Raw genomic sequence first — 16,351 nt, 5'->3', positions numbered from 1 at the left:
GGCGTGGCCGGCCCATGGCGTCACGGCGTGGACCGCCGGCGCCGTCGGGCGGCCGTGGTCGAGGCTGTGGTCGCCGTCGATTCGCGTTCGATGATGCGAAAGCCCACGTCCACCACCGGCGAGGGCACGGCCCTGCCGTTGCAGCGGTCCAGGATCAGCTGCGCGGCGATGCGGCCGATCGCCGCGCCGTCCACGTGCACGCTCGTCAAGGACGGCTGCAGGTGGGCCGAGAAATCGGCGTCGCCGAAGCCGCATACGGCCAGGTCCTGCGGGATGCGCAGCCCGCGGGCCGCGGCCTCGACCAGCACGCCCTGGGCGAGGGCGTCGGAGCTGCAGTAGATGGCCTCGATGCCGGCATCCTGCTCCAGCAGCTGCGCCAGCGCGCGCCGGCCGAGCGCCACGCTGCTGGGCGCGGGCACCGTCGCCGTCGGCACGTCGCGGCCCACCGCCGCCAGGAAGCCCTGGCGCCGTTGCTGGGCGCGGCCGTCGTCGCCGGTGGCCACGGCCAGGCGCTTCCAGCCTTTGGCCAGGAAGTAGCCGGCGACGGCGCTGCCCACCTTCAGGTGCGAGAAGCCAACGGCCATGTCGATCGGCCGCTCGCTCAGGTCCCAGGTCTCCACCACCGGGCTGCCCAGGCTGCGCAGCTGCTCGCGGGCCCGCGCCGAGTGCACCAGCCCGGTGACGACCACGCCGTCCGGGCGCCGGCCCATCAGCGCCGCGATCAGCTTCTCCTCGCGCGCATGGTCGTAGCCGCTCTGGCCGAGGATCAGCTGGTAGCCGTGCTCGTCCAGCGTCTCCGTCAGCGCCTGGACGGTGGGCAGGAACTGCGGCACGGAGATGATGGGCACGAGCCCCGCCACGGTCATGCTGCGCCGCGACTTCAGGCCGCCGGCCAGCAGGTTGGGGATGTAGCCGGTGCGGGCCACCGCATCCTGCACGCGCTCGATGGTGGCCTTCGAGACCAGTGACGGGTTGCCGAGCGCGCGCGACGCCGTGATGAGGGACACACCGGCTTCGCGGGCCACGTCGTGGAGCGTGACGCCCTTGGAGGCAGTGGAGCGGGCCATCGGAGGTGTCGGGGTTGACAGCGGGATTGACAACGATAGCATGGCGTCTCGCAGCGGGCTCACGCCCGCGTTTTCAGACCTGGAATGACAACGTTATCATGAGCATCGACCCTGCTGCCCGGCGCATCGCGCGCATCCGGCTGTCCTCCTGCTACCTGCCCCTCGCGCAACCGATCAGCGACGCGAAGGTGCTCACCGGCCGGCAGAAGCCGATGACCGAAGTGGCGATGCTGTTCGCGGAAATCGAGACCGAGGACGGCCAGCAGGGCCTGGGCATGAGCTACTCCAAGCGTGCCGGCGGCCCCGGCCAGTTCGCCCACGCGCGCGAAATCGCGCCCGCGCTGATCGGCGAGGACGCCAGCGACATCGGGCGCCTGTGGGACAAGCTGTGCTGGGCCGGCGCCTCGGTCGGGCGCAGCGGCCTGGCCACCCAGGCCATCGGTGCCTTCGACGTCGCCCTGTGGGACATGAAGGCGCGCGGCGCCGGCCTCCCGCTGGCCAAGCTGCTGGGCGCCTACCGCGACTCGGTCCCCTGCTACAACACCTCGGGCGGCTTCCTGCACACGCCCACCGAGCAGCTGCTCGTCAACGCCGCCGCCTCGATCGAGCGCGGCATCGGCGGCATCAAGCTCAAGGTCGGGCAGCCGGATGGCCGGCTCGACGTGCGGCGCGTCGAGGCCGTGCGCCAGCACCTGGGCGATGACGTCCCGCTGATGGTCGACGCCAACCAGCAGTGGAACCGCCCGACCGCGCAGCGCATGTGCCGCACCTTCGAGACCTTCAACCTGGTCTGGATCGAGGAACCGCTGGACGCGTACGACCACGAGGGCCACGCCGAACTCGCCCGCCAGTTCGACACGCCCATCGCCACCGGCGAGATGCTGACCAGCGCCGCCGAGCACGGCGACCTGATCCGCCACCGGGCGGCCGACTACCTGATGCCCGATGCGCCGCGCGTGGGCGGCATCACGCCCTACCTGAAGGTGGCTGCCCAGGCCGACCAGGCCGGCCTGCTGCTGGCGCCGCACTTCGCGATGGAGCTGCACATCCACCTGGCCGCCGCCTACCCGCGCGAGGGCTGGGTGGAACACTTCGACTGGCTCGAGCCGCTGTTCAACGAGCGCATCGAGATCCGCGGCGGCCGCATGCAGGTGCCCACCCGGCCGGGACTGGGCCTGACCCTGAGCGAGCAGGCGCGCCACTGGACGCGCGAGCAGGCCGTGTTCGGCGCCGGCGCCTGACGTACCCTTCCCCCTACCAACCAGGAGACAACAACCATGAAGAAACTGATGATCGCCGCGGCCCTGCTGGCGGCCACCCTGGGGGCGCAGGCGCAAGCCTGGCCCGCCGGCAAGACCGTGAACTTCCTCGTGCCGTTCCCGCCCGGCGGCTCCACCGACACAATCGCCCGCACCCTGTCCACCCGGCTGTCCGAGAAGCTGGGCGGCGGCACGTTCGTGGTCCAGAACACGGGCGGCGCCGGCGGCACGCTGGGCGCGGCCGCTGCCAAGCGGGCCGCACCGGACGGGTCCACCATCCTCGTGTCGTCGCTCGGGCCCTTCGTCATCGGGCCGCACCTGGTCAAGGGCGTGCAGTACGACCCGCTGAAGGACTTCGACTACATCACCGTCGCCGTGCAGGCGCCGAACGTGCTGACGGTGCCGGTGTCCTCGCCGCTCAAGTCGGTCCAGGACATGATGGCCCACCTGCGCGCCAACCCCGGCAAGCTGACGTTCGCCTCCGCCGGCAACGGCACGAGCGACCACCTGACGGCCGAACTCTTCTGGCAGGAAACCGGCACCAAGGGCACGCACGTGCCGTACAAGGGCGGTGCCCCGGCCATGCAGGACCTGCTGGGCGGCCAGGTCGATGCCACCTTCATGAACATCAACACCGGCCTGCCGAACATGAAGGCCGGCAAGCTGCGCCCGCTGGCGATCACCAGCACGAAGCGCTCGCCGCTGCTGCCCGACGTGCCCACCATGGAGGAGCTGGGCTTCAAGGGCGTGACCGTCTACTCGTGGCAGGCGGTCGCCGCGCCCAAGGGCCTGCCGGCCGACATCAAGGCCAGGCTGCACGCGGGCATCGTCGCGGTGCTCAACGACCCGCAGGTGCGGCAGCCGCTGCTGGACCTGGGCTTCGAGGTCATCGGCAACACGCCCGAACAGTTCACCGCCTACCAGGCCAGCGAGTTCGCGCGCTGGAAGAAGGTGATCGAGACCGGCAAGATCACCGCCGACTGAGCCGGCGGCCGGCTCACTCCGCCGGAATGCCGGCGTCCTTCACCACCTTGCCCCACTTGGCGAGGTCGGACTTGATCAGGGCGGCGTAGTCCTGCGGCGTGCCGCCCTGGATCTCGATGCCGGCGCCTTCCAGCTTGGCCCGCACGTCGGGCAGCTTCAGCGCCGCATTGATCTCGGCATTGAGCTTGTTGACGATCGCCTTCGGCGTTCCCGCCGGCGCCAGGAAGCCGCCGTTGGTGTTGGCGTCGTAACCCTTGAGGCCCTGCTCGTCCGCGGTGGGCACGTCGGGCAGCGCCGCGGTGCGCTTGAGGGTCGACACCGCGATGGCGCGGGCGTTGCCGGCCTTCACCTGCGACTGGATGGCGCTGATGGAGTCGATGTAGAGCGCGGTGCGGCCGGCCAGCAGGTCCGGGTGCGCCGCCGACGACCCCTTGTACGGCACCAGCAGCATCTCGGTGCCGGCCGCCATGCGGAACATCTCCGCCGCCATCTCCTGCGCGCTGCCGCGACCGGAGGTGGCGACCTTGGCCTTGTCCGGGTTGGCCTTCATCCAGGCCACGAACTCCGGCAGGGTCTTCGCGGGGATCTGCGGGTAGATGGCGAACACGAGCGGCACCACATGGGTGTAGACGATGGGCTCGAAGCTCTTCTCCGGGTCCCAGCCCAGGCTCTTGAACAGGAACTTGTTGGTGTTGTGGCTGCCGCCCACGATGCCGATGGTGTAGCCGTCGGGCGCCGACTTGGCCAGGACCTCGGTGCCGAGGTTGTTCGAGGCGCCGGGCTTGTTCTCCACGATCACGGGCTGCCCCATGGAGGCCGTCAGCTTGTCGCCGACGACGCGGGCGATCAGGTCGATGGCGCCGCCGGGCGGGGCCGGCACGATGATGCGGATCGCGCGGTTCGGGTACGCCTGGGCCGAGGCCAGGGCCGGTGCCAGCGCCAGGGCGGCCGAGGCGGCCAGGATCTTGAACAGGAATCGGTGTTGCATGGTGTCTCCTTGGGTGATGGGGTAACTGCCGACGGTGACCGCCGCGCGCCGCTCAGGTGGTCAGGCTCGCTGCCGGACGTGCGCCGGCCAGGGCCTGGGCGAGGCTGTCGAGCACCATCCGGCCCATGGCGGCGCGGGTCTCCCAGGTGGCGCTGGCGCGGTGGGCCTGCAGGACCACGCGGTCCGACTGGCGCAGGGGCGCGGGCACGTGCGGCTCGTCGACGAACACGTCCAGGCCGGCGCCGGCGATGCGGCCCGCGGCCAGCGCCTGCGCCAGCGCGGCCTCGTCGACCAGCCGGCCACGCGCGACGTTGACCAGGAAGCCGCGCGGGCCGAGAGCGTCCAGCACCGCCGCATCGACGATGCGCTCGGCCCGGTCCGCCGCCGCGCACAGCACCAGCGCGTCGGCGTCGCGCGCCAGCTCGACCAGGTCGGGCACGAACCGGTGCGGCACGTCGTCCATGCGGCGCAGGTCGGTGTAGCTGATGGGGCAGCCGAACGCTGCCGCCCGCGTCGCCACGGCGCGCCCCACGCGACCCATGCCGACGATGCCCACCCGCATGCCGCTGAAGCGGCGGGCGAGCGGCAGGGCGCTGGGCTGGGGATGCAGTTCCCACTGGCCGTCGCGCACGAAGCGGTCGCCCGGGCAGAGGTTGCGGCAGGCAGCGATCAGCAGGCCGATGGCCAGGTCGGCCACGTCCTCGGTGAGGGCGCCCAGCGTGGCGGTCACCGGCAGGCCGCGGGCGCGGCAGTACGCCAGGTCGACGGCGTCGGTGCCGACCCCGTTGACGGCGACGACCTTGAGGGCCGGCAACTGCTCCAGCATCGCGCGCGCGATGCCGGTGTGCCCGCCGGTGACCACGGCTTCGATGGAGGCGCCGTGGTTCCGCAGCCAGCCCTCGCGATCGGCCATCTCGAACGCCTTGTGCACGGTGTAGAGCGATCCGAGCTCGTCGTTGATGGCGGGAACCAGGATCGGGTTGAGTTGCAGGACCTGGTGTTTCATCGGTCGGTTCATCCGGGGCAGGCGAGGGAAGTTGGAGAGGGTTCCGGGAAGCAGGGGCGCATCGTCCCAAAGACTTGATGGAAGCGTCAATATTGACGTATAAAATCAACATCAATTCACTTCCACCCTCCCGATGGCTTCCTGGGTCGCAATGGATGAGGCATGCCGCCTGCTCGGGGTCCGGCCGCAGACGGTCTACGCGTACGTGAGCCGCGGCAAGCTCGAAGTCATGCCCGACCCGGCCGACTCGCGCCGCAGCCTGTACCGCGCCGAGGACATCGCCGCGCTGGCCAGGCGCAAGCAGGCCGGCCGCAAGCACGAGACCCTGGCCGCCAACGCGCTGTTCGGCGCCGAGCCCAGCATCCCGACCGCCTTGTGCACGTTCGTTCGTGGACGCCCGTACTACCGGGGGCAGGACGTCATCGGCCTGGCCCGGTCGGCCACCGTGGAGGAGGTGGCGCAGCTGCTGTGGGGCGCGGTGCAGGCGGTCGACTTCTCGGTCGCGCCGGCCGCCCGCGAGGGCAAGGCGGGGCGGGTGGCCGCCTTCACCGGCCTGGCCGCGTTGGCGGCCACCGGGCATTCCACCCGGGGCCGCCTGACCCGCGTGCTGCACACCGAGGGACAGGGCCTGGTGGGACAGCTGGCGACGGCATTCGGCGCCCGGCCGGGGCGGCAGCCGCTGCACACGCGCTTCGCGCAGGGCTGGCGGCAGCCGGCGGAGGTGGCCGGGCTGCTGCGAACGGCCCTGGTGCTGCTGGTCGACCACGAGCTGACCAGTTCGGCGTTCGCCGCCCGCATCGCGGCGTCGACCGGCGCGTCGCTGCCGGCCTGCCTGCTGGCCGGCCTGACCACGCTGTCCGGACCGCTGCACGGCGACGCCTCCGGTCGCGTGCAGGCGCTGATCGACGAAGTCGAACGCAGCGGCGACGACGAGGTGGTGGCGCGCTATCTGTCGACCGGGTCGCCGCTGGCCGGATTCGGCCACCACCTGTATCCCGACGGCGATCCGCGCGCGGCCGCACTCCTGGCCCTGTTCGAGCCGCCACCGGTGATTGCGCGCTTCATCCGCAACGTGACCCACCACACCGGGTTGCAGCCCAACATCGACGTGGCACTGGCAGCGCTGGTGTCGCACTGCCGCCTGCCTGCCGACGCCGCCTTCGGGCTGTTCGCGACGGCGCGCAGCGTGGGGCTGCTGGCCCACAGCCTGGAGCAACTGGGTACGGCGGAGGTCATTCGCCCGCGCGGGCGCTACGTCGGCCCGTTGCCCGACGCCGGGCCGGGCGCGCGGCCGCCGGCGCCCTGATCCCCTCTGCGACGCCCCGGCGCGAGAATCCCGCGATGCGCCGCCCTGTCGTGTCCCTGGCCTGCCTGCTGCTGCCTGCGGCCGGCCTGGCCCAGGGCCTGTCGCAGGCGCGGCTCCAGGACGACTGCCTGCAGCGGCTGAAGCCCATCATCGGCCGCGACGTGACCGTCCAGGCGGTCGACTTTTCCGCCCTCGGCAACTTCGCCACCTACTACGTGGTGACCTACCGCTTCACCGGCGTCCTGGAGACCGGCCAGCGCACCGCCAGCTGCACCTACCGCCGCGGGGGCGAGTGGGTGAAGGACGACGCCGCGATGCACAAGCTCGCGCGCGACCTCGAGCCGCGCAAGCCGCGCGCGGCGCCGTAGGCCCGCTCAGCGCTCTTCGAGGGGGACGATCAGCGTCGCCGACGCCTTGTGGCGCGATTCCCCATCCACCTCCACGCCGGTGACCAGGCTGGCGCGCCGGGGCAGGTCGAAGCGGGTGCCGAGCATGACCGACGAGAGGGGCTCCTCCGTGTCCCAGCGCACGTGACGGGTGTAGCGCGCTTCCATCCGCGTGTTCGGGAGCACCAGCCACTGGGTGCCCAGGCGCACGCCGGCGCGCGGCTCGAGCCCGCCCGAGGAGGACACGTAGCTGCGTTCGGAGGCGTCGATGCCGGCGCTCCAGCGCGCGCTGCTGGTGGCATGCGTGACCTCGAGATCCCAGCGCCGGCCCTGCGCAGCGGCCGTGCGCGAGCTGGACACCTGGGCGCGGGCGGCGTTGCCGTCGGTGAACTGTTGTTGCAGCTGCAGCGCCTCCCCGCTGCGGATCGGGGTGCGCTCGCCCTGTGCGTCGGCCGCCAGGCCGGCGCCGAGCCGGGCGCGCCAGGTCGCGCCCAGGCCGCCGGCCTCGCGCTCGCGCACCTGCAACTGGCCGTCGAGGACCGGGCTCGGCAGCTCGAAGGTGGTGTCGCCGCGCTGGAAGCGCTGCTCCTCGTTCGGCGACGCACGCACCGTGGTGCGCAGGATGCCGGCCGGGGTGGCGATGGTCCCGTCGAAGCGGCCGGGCGGCGTCGGCGTGTCGAGCGGTCCCTGCCGCTCGTAGCTGAGCTGGACCCCGGGCGCAGGGTCCATCACCGCGCGGTTCGGCGGATCGGCCTGGGCCGCCGTGTGCGCGGCGGCCAGCCCGACGAGCAGAGCCGCGGGCAGGCGATGGAGGAGGGGCAACAGGCTTGGCATGGCTCTTCCTTCGCAAAATGGTAGAGCCATGACCGCCTCGGGCCCGAACGTGACGGCATGAACATGATTCGCCCTGCTGAGCGTGACGCATGTCTCAGCCGTGAGCGTTTTTTCGCCCCCTAGGAACCCAGGACCAGGTTGGCGATGAGGCCGGTGGCGATGGCGGCGAGCACGTAGTCGGTGCCCACCTGGAACCACTGGTAGCCGGCCGGCGGGGCGGCCAGGTGGTGGCCCCGCCAGTTGGTCACCGCATAGTGGTTCTGGCGCAGCGCCGGGGGCAGCCGGTCGCCGCGGTGGAAGGCCGGGGCGCGGGCACGGAAATCGTCGCGGCGCTCGTCGCGCTGGTCGACGCGTGCTTCGCGCAGGTCCCTCTGGGCTTCGCGCAGGTCCTGGTGTGCCTCGCGTGCTTCACGCGGCGTGTCGGCGCGGCGCAGGTCACGCTGGGCGTCGCGGATGTCCTGCCTGGCTTCGCGCGCATCGTGGTTCGCATCGCGCCAGGCGGGCTGGGCGAACGCGAGGGAACTGAAACCCAGAGAGGCGATCGCGAGACTGCAGACGATGGTCTTGGCTTTCATGGCTTGGTGGCTCCGTTGTGGTGCCTCCATGCTCGCGTGGCATTGCAAACCGCCGTTGAACAGCGGGTGCAGCGGGTGCAAAGAGCGCGGCAACCGGACAAGCCCCGGGGCGAGCACGATTTCCCGAAGCGAGCGACAATGCAGGCGTGGCGCATGTCGCGCCGCATCTCTGAACGGAGAAGACCCCATGTTGAAACCCGCAAGTCGTCGCGGGCCAGACGCAAGGCGACTCCAGCCTTCCGTTCCTTGCCTGCAGCCGAGCCGGATTCCCGGCTCGCGCCATCGCACCAGCATCCGCTGGGTGCTCCCTCCCGGCGTCCCGCGCTGACGGCGCTCTCCGCTTGACGAGCGCGCTGCCCGCGCGCGCCTGACGCCTGCTGCGCGAACGATGGTCGTTCGGCGCGGCGACTTCCACCGACCAGGGTTCGCCTAGCCGCGAGCGCTGCACGCCATCGCACGGCCTGTCCGGACGCCCGCCGCACGCGCGGCGCGGCCGCCCTTGGTCCTCGCATGTCCCCAAGGAGGTTCCCCATGCAGTCGCACAACACCCGCCCGCAGTCGTCCTTCCAGTTCGACGGCAAAACCGTGCTCTACGCGCTCGTCTGCGCGCTGGGGCCGTACGTGTCGGCCGCCTTGCTGGTCCTGCTGTGGCAGTTCTGACGCCCATCGATGCCGGCCTGCGCCGGTGTCGGGCCGAGCCCGGAACCGGCCCGCGGGCTGGTTCCATGCCGGGCGCGGGAGCACGGCGCACGACTGCTTACCGCGTGGCTACAGCTGAGTTACACGGGGGCACTAGGATCGCGCCCACCCATGCAGTCCTTCCGCTCTCCTTCCCTTTCCCGTGCCGGCGGCGCCATCGCGCTCGCCCTCGCCATCGCCCCGCTGGGCGGATGTGCGGTGGTCAGCGCGGTCGACACCACGGCCAGTGTCGCCATTTCGGCGGCGGGCCTGGCGGCTGACGCCGCCATCGGCACCGTGCGCCTGACCGGCAAGGCCATCGGCGCGGCAGCCGACATGGCCCTTCCGGACGGCCACGACTAGCGCCCGGCCCGCTACAGTTCCAGGCAGCCGGAGCAGCCCGGGTCGGCACCGTGCCGACAGCGATCCGTCCGTCGGGGGGCCGGCGTCATCACAAGGAGAGTGCGCCCATGGGCCGACTTCGCGAAGCCTGGCGCCGCCTCCTGGCCACGCCCGGCCTGGGGGTGGTGCTGCGGGCCATCCGCAACTACGTCCTGCACCAGAGCGGCAACCAGGCCGGCAGCCTGGCGTTCTCGTGGCTGTTGGCCATGTTCCCGCTCCTGATCCTGGTGTCTGCTTCCGCCGGCTTCATCGGGCAGCCCGGCCAGACAGCAGCACTGGTCGATCAGGTCCTGGACTACGCGCCCCAGGTGGTGCGCGACGCGATGCAGCCGGTCATCCAGCAGGTGCTGGCGCAGCGCAACCAGGCGCTGCTGGCCATCGGCGTGCTGACGACGCTGTGGACGGCCTCGTCGGGCATGCAGGCCATCCGCTCGGCGCTGAACCGTGCCTACGGCATCGAGCGCGGGCTGTCGTTCTGGAAGGCGCGCATCAAGGTCACGGTGTTCACGGTGGTCGCCGGGGCGGGCGTCCTGGCCGCCTTCAGCACGGTGATCGTCATGCCCTACGTGTGGCAGCTGCTGGAAGCCAATACCGACGCGGGGCGGGAGACGCTCTGGCTGCACAACAGCGTGCGCTACGGCGCGGCCTTCCTGGTGCTGGTGGTGGTGTACGCGCTGCTGTACGGTTGGTTGCCCGACATCCGCCAGCGGCTCTACACCGTGTTGCCGGGCGCGCTGGTGGGCGCCGCAATGTGGGTCGCGGCGGCCGCCACCCTGTCCTATACCTTGCGCACGGCAGGCAAGCTGGCGTTGCTCTACGGCAGCTTCGCGGGCGTGGTCGCCACGCTGGTCTTCCTGTACATCAGCGCGACCACCCTGATCTTCGGCGCCGAGATCAACGGCATCCTGCGGGAGGAGGTGGGACCGCCGGGGAAGGAGCCTTCCCGGTAGTGGCACGAGGGAGTGCGCGACCGGATCGTCTGCGTGCGGGGCGTTAGGATCAGCGCCCCCTGTATCCCACGACATCAAACCCGGGTCCCGAGCGATCGAGCCGGGTGTCCACCCGCCTCCCGCCATGGCCGCACCGCTTTCCCAGCCCCACTCCGTCTTCGCCCGGCCCGCCGTGGTGGTCTCGCTGGCCACCCTGTGCTGCCTGCTCTGGGGGAGTGCGTACCCGGCGATCAAGGGCGGCTATGCGCTGCTGCAGATCGCCCCGGACGACCTGGGCGGCAAGATGCTGTTCGCCGGCTGGCGCTTCCTGTTGGCCGGCCTCGTGTTGCTGGCGCTGGCGTGGGCGACCGGGCGGCGGCTGGGCGTGCGTTCCGGGCGCGACGTGGGCGCCTTGTTCGCGCTCGGCGCGACCCAGACGGCCTTGCAGTACGTCTTCTTCTACATCGGGCTGTCCCACACCACGGGCGTGAAGAGCTCGATCCTGAACGCGACCGGCACCTTCTTCAGCGTGCTGCTGGCGCACTTCATCTACCGCCATGAGCGGATCACCCACCGCAAGGCGCTGGGCTGCCTGGTGGGCTTCGCCGGGGTGCTGGTGGTCAACGTCAGCCCGCAGCTGGCCCGGTTCGACGTCACGCTGCTCGGCGAGGGCTTCGTGGTGATCGCCGCCTTCGTGCTGGCCGCCGCCTCCATCTACGGCAAGCGGCTCTCGCAGCGCTTCGACGCCGTGGCCATGACCGGCGCCCAGCTGGCCATCGGCGGTGCCATCCTGCTGCTGGTGGGATGGGCGGCCGGGGGCAGCCTGGCCCATTGGTCCTGGGATGCGGCGGCGTTGATGGCCTACATGGTCCTGCTGTCGGCGGTGGCGTTCTCCCTGTGGACCATCCTGCTCAAGCACAACCCGGTGTCGCTGGTGGCGGTGTTCAACTTCCTCGTCCCGGTCTTCGGCGCGGTGCTCTCGGCCATCTTCCTGGGCGAGTCGGTGCTGGAGTGGAAGAACCTGCTCGCGCTGGTGCTCGTGTGCGCCGGGATCGCAATGGTCACGCGGGCGGTCGGCGCGGCCGCGCGGCCGGCCACGGTAACCGCCCCGTCCCGCGCGGCAGATCATCCCTGAGAAAGGAGCGGACGCCATGGACCCGGTTGCGACCCGCATCGACGCCGACGCGCTGACCGGCATCCTGCAGCGCGCCGGCATCCTGCACGCCGGCCGCGTGCGCGAGGTCGGCGTGCTGGAAGCCAGGGACACCGTGCTGTCCTCGATCGTGCGGCTGCGCGTCGGCTACGACGGCGAAGCCGACGGCGCGCCGGCGTCCCTGGTTCTCAAGACGCAGCTTCCCGAGCGGCTGCAGGCGGGCTGGGATGGCGGCCGGCAGGAGGTCGCGTTCTACCGGGAGGTGGCGCCCGCCACGCCGCCGGGGCTGCTGCCGCGCTGCTTCGATGCGGCGGGCGAGGGCGACGGACAACCCTGGCATCTCCTGCTGGAAGACCTCACGGATACCCACGCCATCGCCACGACCTGGCCCTTGCCGCCCACCGAAGGCCAGTGCCAGCGCATCGTCCGGACGCTGGCCCGGTTCCACGCGGCCTGGTGGGACCATGCGCGCCTCGGCGTGTCGGCCGGGCGCTGGGCGACACCTGCAGACCTCGAAGGCATGCTGTCGTCCTTCGAGGAGCGGTTCGCGTCCTTCCTGGAACGCACCGGCGACCTGGTGACGCCCGAGCGCCGCAGGCTCTACGAGAGGCTGATCGACGCCGGCCCGCGCCTGCACGCGCGCTATGCCACGCACCGGCACATGACCATCGTCCACGGCGACGCCCATGTCTGGAACTGCTTCCTGCCGGCGGGCGAGGGCGGGGGCCGGTTGTTCGACTGGGACGCCTGGCGCGTCGACACCGGAGCCGACGACCTGGCCTACATGATCGCGATGCACTGGTATCCGGAGCGCCGCCGCCTGCTGGAGCATCGCCTTCTGGATGCGTACCACGACACCCTGCTGGCGCACGGCGTGGCCGGCTACGGCCGCAGCGCCCTGGACGACGACTACCGCCTGTCGGTCCTCTGGCTCATCCTGCGGCCCGTCTGGCAGGCCGGCTTCGACGTGCCGCCGCGCATCTGGTGGAACAACTACGAACGCATCCTGCTGGCCGTGGACGACCTCGGTTGCCGAGAGCTGCTGGGGTGATCAGCGGCCGCGCGCCGCCGCATTGCCCGCTACCGCATCCTTCCCGGTCCCCGCTTCCGGAGACCGCGAGCGTGCCTGGATGTACGACAGCACCGCGACGACGTCGTCGCTGCCCAGTTCGACGTTGGGCATGCGGACCTGCTTGTACTTCCTGAACAGGTCGGTCGCGATCGGGTCGCCTTCCGCCAGCACTTTCTCGGGCTCGAGCACGAAGCGGGCAAGCCAGGCGTGGTCGCGGCGTTCGGTCACGCCCAGCAGGTCGGGCCCCACCCGGTCGCCGCCACCGATGGTGTGGCAGGCGCTGCAGCGGCTCTGGAACAGGAACTCCCCCTTGCCGATGTTCAGCGGGCGCGCCTCCGCATAGCTGGCGTCCGGCTTGGCGCTCTTCCAGCCCAGGAAGTTGCCGATGGTCGTGGACAGGAACAGTGGGTTGTCGGTGGCGGAGTTGCGCATCCACATCCCGTTGGCCACGTCACCCACCATCAGGCTGGCGCTGTGGCCATCCTTGCTGACCGCGTCGCTGGCCCGCGACAGGCCCAGCTTGCGGGCGAGCAGCTGGATGTCGGCTTCCTTGCCGGACAGGAACAGCCAGCCCGGTCCCACGCCGAACTTCTGCGCGTAGGCCTTGTTCTCCTTGGGCGTGTCCCAGGGGTCGATGGCGATCGAATAGAAGAAGATGTCCTTGCCCATCCGCTCGCCCAGCAGTTTCTGCACCTGCACCAGGTTGGCGGTCTCCAGCGGGCAGACGTCCTGGCAGCTGGTGTAGAACAGGTTGATCGCGACCGCCTTGCCCTTGAGCAGGTCGTCGTAGAAGCGCACCGTCTTGCCGTCCTGCGTGGTCAGCGCGACGTTGGGGAAGTAGTCCGGTCCGTACGGCGTCGCGGCGGCTGCCGGCGCCGGTCCCGCTCCCGGCCCCCGCACGCCGACCCACAGGCCGGCCGCGGCGGCCAGCAGCACGAGCCCCGCCGCTTTCCACAGCGTGCTGGTCATGGCGACACGTCCGCGATCAAGTGGGGTTCTGGGCCGAGATCCGCACCGGGGTCGTCGTCAGGCCCTTGCTGGCGTTGTAGTTCACGCCAAAGGATGCCATGGCCGACCGTGCCTGCAGGACGTTGCCGTCGGGGGCGAAGGGGAAGCTGACCTCGACCTGTTCGAACGCGGCGAGCGGCCGGCGCACGATGGACTCGCTGGAGACCAGGTAGGCCTTGCCGCTGCGCACGCCCTTGCCGGTGACGTTCTTCATGTCCACGATGATCTCCAGCACCGGCGGCGCGCCGAAGGTGGTGTCGCGGACCACCCTGCCGCTGATCGATGCCTGTCCGCTGAAGACCACGGCCTCCGTGGCCGGGCCGGCCGCCGCGACCGTGCCGGCCGCCTGGGCCGTCACGGCTTTCTGCTGGTCCGCGTCGGCCGCCGCGACCGCGGTGACGACGATGGCCAGCAGGACGGGAACGAGACGCCGATGCAAGGTGTTCATGATTCGCTCCAACGTGGACCGTTCGCGTCGCTACGCGTTCCGCAGGACCTGGGTCGGGTCCCTGAACGTCACGCCCTGTGGCGTCGGGATCGGCGTCGGCAACGCCTTCAGGAAGGGCGCGCCCGCATCGTGGATCTCCCAGCGCAGCAGCATGGCATTGTCCTCGTGCACCGTGTTGTGGCAGTGCTCCATGAACATGCCGCCCCAGTCACGGAACTGCATGGTGATCTTGATGCTGCCACCGGGGCGCAGCCGGTACACATCCTTGCGTCCCCGTTCCCAGGCCGGGACCTTGCTGGCGCTGCCGTCGCGGTCCAGGACCTGGCCTTCCTCGAAGTGGATGTGGATGGGGTGGTCCCAGCCGCCGCCGCCGTTGCGCAGGGTCCAGACCTCCCGCGTCCCGAACTTGGGCGCCGCGGAGATCCGGCCGAAGTCGGCGGCCAGCATGTCCTGGCCATCGACCTTCACGCCCCAGGGCCCGAAGGCCGAGGAGATCGGATCGTTGGTGTTCTTGTTCGCGCCGCGCCCGAACTCGAACACCCGCTCCCGCGACACCGGGATCTTCGACAGGTCCGGGTTCGGGATCATCACGTTCGGCACCTGGCTGCGGTCCGGGCCGGCCAGGGGCACCTTGATGCGGAACTCCAGGAACCTGCCGACGCACGGGTCCGGCGAATTGCCCGAGAGGGCCTCGGACAACCGCAGGTCCTTGGCCACCCGCCGGCCGTCCTGGTGTTCGGCCAGGTTGACCAGGTGGACGGTGCTGCCGAGGGCATAGCGCGAGAAGTCGATCACGATGTCGTAGCGCTCGGCGATGCCGATCTCGTCGAGTTCCGTCAGCACCACCGGGCCGGGCAGCAGGTTGCCGTCGTTGGCGATCTGGATCATCGGCGAGCCGTCGCTCAGCGCCAGCTTGAAGAACCGCGAGACCGAGGCATTGAGGATCCGGAAGCGGTACTTGCGCGGCTCCACGTTGAAGAACGGCTTCCAGGCCAGGTTCACGGTCATCTGGTCGCCCAGGAAGCCGTCGAGGTCGAAGATGTCGAACTGCATCTGGCCGTCGGCGTTCCAGGCCTTGTCGGCCAGCATGATGTTGACGTCGTAATCCAGGTTGCCCCAACTCTTGGCCGACCCGCTGGGCAGGCGCAGGTTGACGCCGTCGTTGATGGCCTCGTTGCCGCGGTCCAGGGCGCTGTAGATGTTGAACATCGCGGCCACGCCCTTGTACACGTTCTGCGAGGTGAAGCTGAACATGTGGTCGTGGAACCAGTGCGTGCTCATCGTCTCGTGCCAGTCGCCGGGAATGAGGTCGACGCCACCGCTGTCGTTCGGGCTGCCCGCCTTGGGGTCGGTGGCGCCCGTGTTGATCGTGCTGAAGCCGGCCAGCACGATCGGCCAGTGGTAGTCGTAGAACTGGCCCGGGAAGAAGTAGGCGCCCGTGAAGCCATCGTTCTCCGCCCCATGGTGGCCGTTGTGCTCATGGGTCGAGATCGTGTGCAGGCCGAAACCGGCGTTGTCCCTGCGGTCGGCACTCAGCCCGTTGTGGTGGCGGAACAGGATGGGTTCGCCGTAGCGGCCCTGGACGAGCTTGGGCGGCACGGTGCCGTTGAAGGTCCAGAACCGGTTCCCGTCCTGGTTGGGGAAGGCGGTATTGAAATATGGCCGGCACTCGGCGTTCACGTCGTCGAAGTCGCAGTTGAGCGACGGCGACGACACCTCGGGCCGGTAGCTGCCCTTCGCGCCGATCCGGCAGGGGGCCTGCGTGACCTCGATCGCGACCTTGGGTGGGAACCGTTCCCAGCCCTGGTGCGCCCAGATCGGCCCCGGCGGACGCCCTTCGATCGGTCCCGTGCCGCCACCCAGGATGGCCGGCACGGGTTGCTGCGTGGTGTTGGCCTCCTTGGTCGGGGCCGGGCTCAGGGCCGACACCGGCAGGCGTGGCAGCACATCGAAGCGCAGCATGGGGAACGTGAAGGGCAGCGCGCCGAACAGCGGGCTGGCCGGCACGCCGGTCGGGATCGCTCCCCAGGAGTTGCGCACGAACGGACTGAGCCCGTGCTTGGCCGCCAGGAACCCGCCGGATGTGAAGATTCCCCATTTGATCAAGTCGCGCCGCGACACCTGTCCGTGCGACAGCGCCTGGATGATCTCGAGCCGGTTGTTTCTTGCCCTTTCGGCTTCCCGCAGCACCGATGCCGAAGCGGACTTGGTGAGGAACATGGTTCACCCCTTGGAGGTTGCCCTTGCCGATCGCCG

The 16,351-nt window shown here is 70.5% G+C and carries 17 protein-coding genes; 9 read left to right on the top strand and 8 right to left on the bottom strand.

Annotation, left to right across the window (positions count from 1 at the left end):
* Positions 1-20: 20 nt before the first annotated feature.
* Complete coding sequence (locus tag GON04_RS07185; RefSeq protein ID WP_157397246.1) at positions 21-1,067, bottom strand: LacI family DNA-binding transcriptional regulator; 1,047 nt, start codon at positions 1,065-1,067, stop codon at positions 21-23.
* Positions 1,068-1,165: 98 nt separating this feature from the next.
* Here GON04_RS07185 and GON04_RS07180 point away from each other — a divergent pair, with 98 nt between their 5' ends.
* Positions 1,166-2,308, top strand: a complete 1,143-nt coding sequence (locus tag GON04_RS07180; RefSeq protein ID WP_157397245.1) for an L-talarate/galactarate dehydratase — start codon at positions 1,166-1,168, stop codon at positions 2,306-2,308.
* Positions 2,309-2,344: 36 nt separating this feature from the next.
* Positions 2,345-3,310 (top strand): Bug family tripartite tricarboxylate transporter substrate binding protein, encoded by a 966-nt coding sequence (locus GON04_RS07175; RefSeq protein ID WP_157397244.1) that lies wholly within the window; start codon positions 2,345-2,347, stop codon positions 3,308-3,310.
* A gap of 13 nt (positions 3,311-3,323) precedes the next feature.
* Here GON04_RS07175 and GON04_RS07170 read toward each other — a convergent pair whose 3' ends face one another.
* Together GON04_RS07170 and GON04_RS07165 are read right to left on the bottom strand one after the other, a co-directional pair.
* Positions 3,324-4,298: a Bug family tripartite tricarboxylate transporter substrate binding protein gene (locus GON04_RS07170; RefSeq protein ID WP_157397243.1), complete on the bottom strand. Its 975-nt coding sequence runs from the start codon at positions 4,296-4,298 to the stop codon at positions 3,324-3,326.
* A 52-nt stretch (positions 4,299-4,350) separates the two neighbouring features.
* A complete protein-coding gene (locus GON04_RS07165; RefSeq protein WP_157397242.1) occupies positions 4,351-5,304 on the bottom strand; it encodes a 2-hydroxyacid dehydrogenase in 954 nt (317 codons plus the stop codon).
* A gap of 151 nt (positions 5,305-5,455) precedes the next feature.
* Here GON04_RS07165 and GON04_RS07160 point away from each other — a divergent pair, with 151 nt between their 5' ends.
* Together GON04_RS07160 and GON04_RS07155 are read left to right on the top strand one after the other, a co-directional pair.
* Positions 5,456-6,610 carry a citrate synthase family protein gene (locus GON04_RS07160; RefSeq protein WP_232532951.1) on the top strand — a complete coding sequence of 385 codons (1,155 nt, stop codon included), beginning with the start codon at positions 5,456-5,458 and terminating at the stop codon, positions 6,608-6,610.
* Between the two features lie 35 nt (positions 6,611-6,645).
* The gene (locus GON04_RS07155) at positions 6,646-6,978 is read left to right on the top strand and encodes a hypothetical protein (protein WP_157397240.1); all 333 of its coding nucleotides are present in this window, start codon (positions 6,646-6,648) and stop codon (positions 6,976-6,978) included.
* A 6-nt stretch (positions 6,979-6,984) separates the two neighbouring features.
* Here GON04_RS07155 and GON04_RS07150 read toward each other — a convergent pair whose 3' ends face one another.
* Both GON04_RS07150 and GON04_RS07145 read right to left on the bottom strand, forming a co-directional pair.
* The gene (locus tag GON04_RS07150; protein WP_157397239.1) at positions 6,985-7,830 is read right to left on the bottom strand and encodes a hypothetical protein; all 846 of its coding nucleotides are present in this window, start codon (positions 7,828-7,830) and stop codon (positions 6,985-6,987) included.
* 119 nt (positions 7,831-7,949) lie between these two features.
* Positions 7,950-8,405, bottom strand: a complete 456-nt coding sequence (locus tag GON04_RS07145) for an RcnB family protein (protein WP_157397238.1) — start codon at positions 8,403-8,405, stop codon at positions 7,950-7,952.
* Between the two features lie 531 nt (positions 8,406-8,936).
* On the opposite strand from GON04_RS07145, the gene GON04_RS27035 reads away from it, so the two are divergent.
* The 5 genes from GON04_RS27035 (at position 8,937) to GON04_RS07125 (ending at position 12,618) form a co-directional block, all read left to right on the top strand.
* Positions 8,937-9,065: a hypothetical protein gene (locus GON04_RS27035; protein ID WP_255481816.1), complete on the top strand. Its 129-nt coding sequence runs from the start codon at positions 8,937-8,939 to the stop codon at positions 9,063-9,065.
* Between the two features lie 150 nt (positions 9,066-9,215).
* A complete protein-coding gene (locus tag GON04_RS07140) occupies positions 9,216-9,446 on the top strand; it encodes a hypothetical protein (protein WP_157397237.1) in 231 nt (76 codons plus the stop codon).
* A 107-nt stretch (positions 9,447-9,553) separates the two neighbouring features.
* Positions 9,554-10,435 (top strand): YihY/virulence factor BrkB family protein, encoded by an 882-nt coding sequence (locus GON04_RS07135; RefSeq protein WP_157397236.1) that lies wholly within the window; start codon positions 9,554-9,556, stop codon positions 10,433-10,435.
* 124 nt (positions 10,436-10,559) lie between these two features.
* Entirely contained in the window at positions 10,560-11,549 is a 990-nt protein-coding gene (locus tag GON04_RS07130) for a DMT family transporter (protein ID WP_157397235.1), read from the top strand.
* A gap of 16 nt (positions 11,550-11,565) precedes the next feature.
* Positions 11,566-12,618: a phosphotransferase family protein gene (locus GON04_RS07125; protein WP_157397234.1), complete on the top strand. Its 1,053-nt coding sequence runs from the start codon at positions 11,566-11,568 to the stop codon at positions 12,616-12,618.
* Here GON04_RS07125 and GON04_RS07120 read toward each other — a convergent pair whose 3' ends face one another.
* The 3 genes from GON04_RS07120 to GON04_RS07110 are packed head-to-tail and all read right to left on the bottom strand — an operon-like array spanning position 12,619 to position 16,315.
* Entirely contained in the window at positions 12,619-13,608 is a 990-nt protein-coding gene (locus GON04_RS07120; RefSeq protein WP_157397233.1) for an SCO family protein, read from the bottom strand.
* A 16-nt stretch (positions 13,609-13,624) separates the two neighbouring features.
* The gene (locus tag GON04_RS07115) at positions 13,625-14,095 is read right to left on the bottom strand and encodes a hypothetical protein (RefSeq protein WP_157397232.1); all 471 of its coding nucleotides are present in this window, start codon (positions 14,093-14,095) and stop codon (positions 13,625-13,627) included.
* 30 nt (positions 14,096-14,125) lie between these two features.
* The gene (locus tag GON04_RS07110; protein ID WP_157397231.1) at positions 14,126-16,315 is read right to left on the bottom strand and encodes a multicopper oxidase family protein; all 2,190 of its coding nucleotides are present in this window, start codon (positions 16,313-16,315) and stop codon (positions 14,126-14,128) included.
* Positions 16,316-16,351 lie beyond the last annotated feature (36 nt).

Source organism: Ramlibacter pinisoli (genome assembly GCF_009758015.1).
Classification (GTDB): Bacteria; Pseudomonadota; Gammaproteobacteria; order Burkholderiales; family Burkholderiaceae_C; genus Ramlibacter; species Ramlibacter pinisoli.
The sequence above is the reverse complement of the archived record's forward strand: the minus strand, read 5'-3'. Positions and strand labels throughout refer to the sequence as shown.

Coding starts and splice junctions, on each gene's coding strand:
- GON04_RS07185 (WP_157397246.1), bottom strand. CDS start 1,067: ATGGCCCGCTCCACTGCCTCCAAGGGCGTCACGCTCCACGACGTGGCC.
- GON04_RS07180 (WP_157397245.1), top strand. CDS start 1,166: ATGAGCATCGACCCTGCTGCCCGGCGCATCGCGCGCATCCGGCTGTCC.
- GON04_RS07175 (WP_157397244.1), top strand. CDS start 2,345: ATGAAGAAACTGATGATCGCCGCGGCCCTGCTGGCGGCCACCCTGGGG.
- GON04_RS07170 (WP_157397243.1), bottom strand. CDS start 4,298: ATGCAACACCGATTCCTGTTCAAGATCCTGGCCGCCTCGGCCGCCCTG.
- GON04_RS07165 (WP_157397242.1), bottom strand. CDS start 5,304: ATGAAACACCAGGTCCTGCAACTCAACCCGATCCTGGTTCCCGCCATC.
- GON04_RS07160 (WP_232532951.1), top strand. CDS start 5,456: ATGGATGAGGCATGCCGCCTGCTCGGGGTCCGGCCGCAGACGGTCTAC.
- GON04_RS07155 (WP_157397240.1), top strand. CDS start 6,646: ATGCGCCGCCCTGTCGTGTCCCTGGCCTGCCTGCTGCTGCCTGCGGCC.
- GON04_RS07150 (WP_157397239.1), bottom strand. CDS start 7,830: ATGCCAAGCCTGTTGCCCCTCCTCCATCGCCTGCCCGCGGCTCTGCTC.
- GON04_RS07145 (WP_157397238.1), bottom strand. CDS start 8,405: ATGAAAGCCAAGACCATCGTCTGCAGTCTCGCGATCGCCTCTCTGGGT.
- GON04_RS27035 (WP_255481816.1), top strand. CDS start 8,937: ATGCAGTCGCACAACACCCGCCCGCAGTCGTCCTTCCAGTTCGACGGC.
- GON04_RS07140 (WP_157397237.1), top strand. CDS start 9,216: ATGCAGTCCTTCCGCTCTCCTTCCCTTTCCCGTGCCGGCGGCGCCATC.
- GON04_RS07135 (WP_157397236.1), top strand. CDS start 9,554: ATGGGCCGACTTCGCGAAGCCTGGCGCCGCCTCCTGGCCACGCCCGGC.
- GON04_RS07130 (WP_157397235.1), top strand. CDS start 10,560: ATGGCCGCACCGCTTTCCCAGCCCCACTCCGTCTTCGCCCGGCCCGCC.
- GON04_RS07125 (WP_157397234.1), top strand. CDS start 11,566: ATGGACCCGGTTGCGACCCGCATCGACGCCGACGCGCTGACCGGCATC.
- GON04_RS07120 (WP_157397233.1), bottom strand. CDS start 13,608: ATGACCAGCACGCTGTGGAAAGCGGCGGGGCTCGTGCTGCTGGCCGCC.
- GON04_RS07115 (WP_157397232.1), bottom strand. CDS start 14,095: ATGAACACCTTGCATCGGCGTCTCGTTCCCGTCCTGCTGGCCATCGTC.
- GON04_RS07110 (WP_157397231.1), bottom strand. CDS start 16,315: ATGTTCCTCACCAAGTCCGCTTCGGCATCGGTGCTGCGGGAAGCCGAA.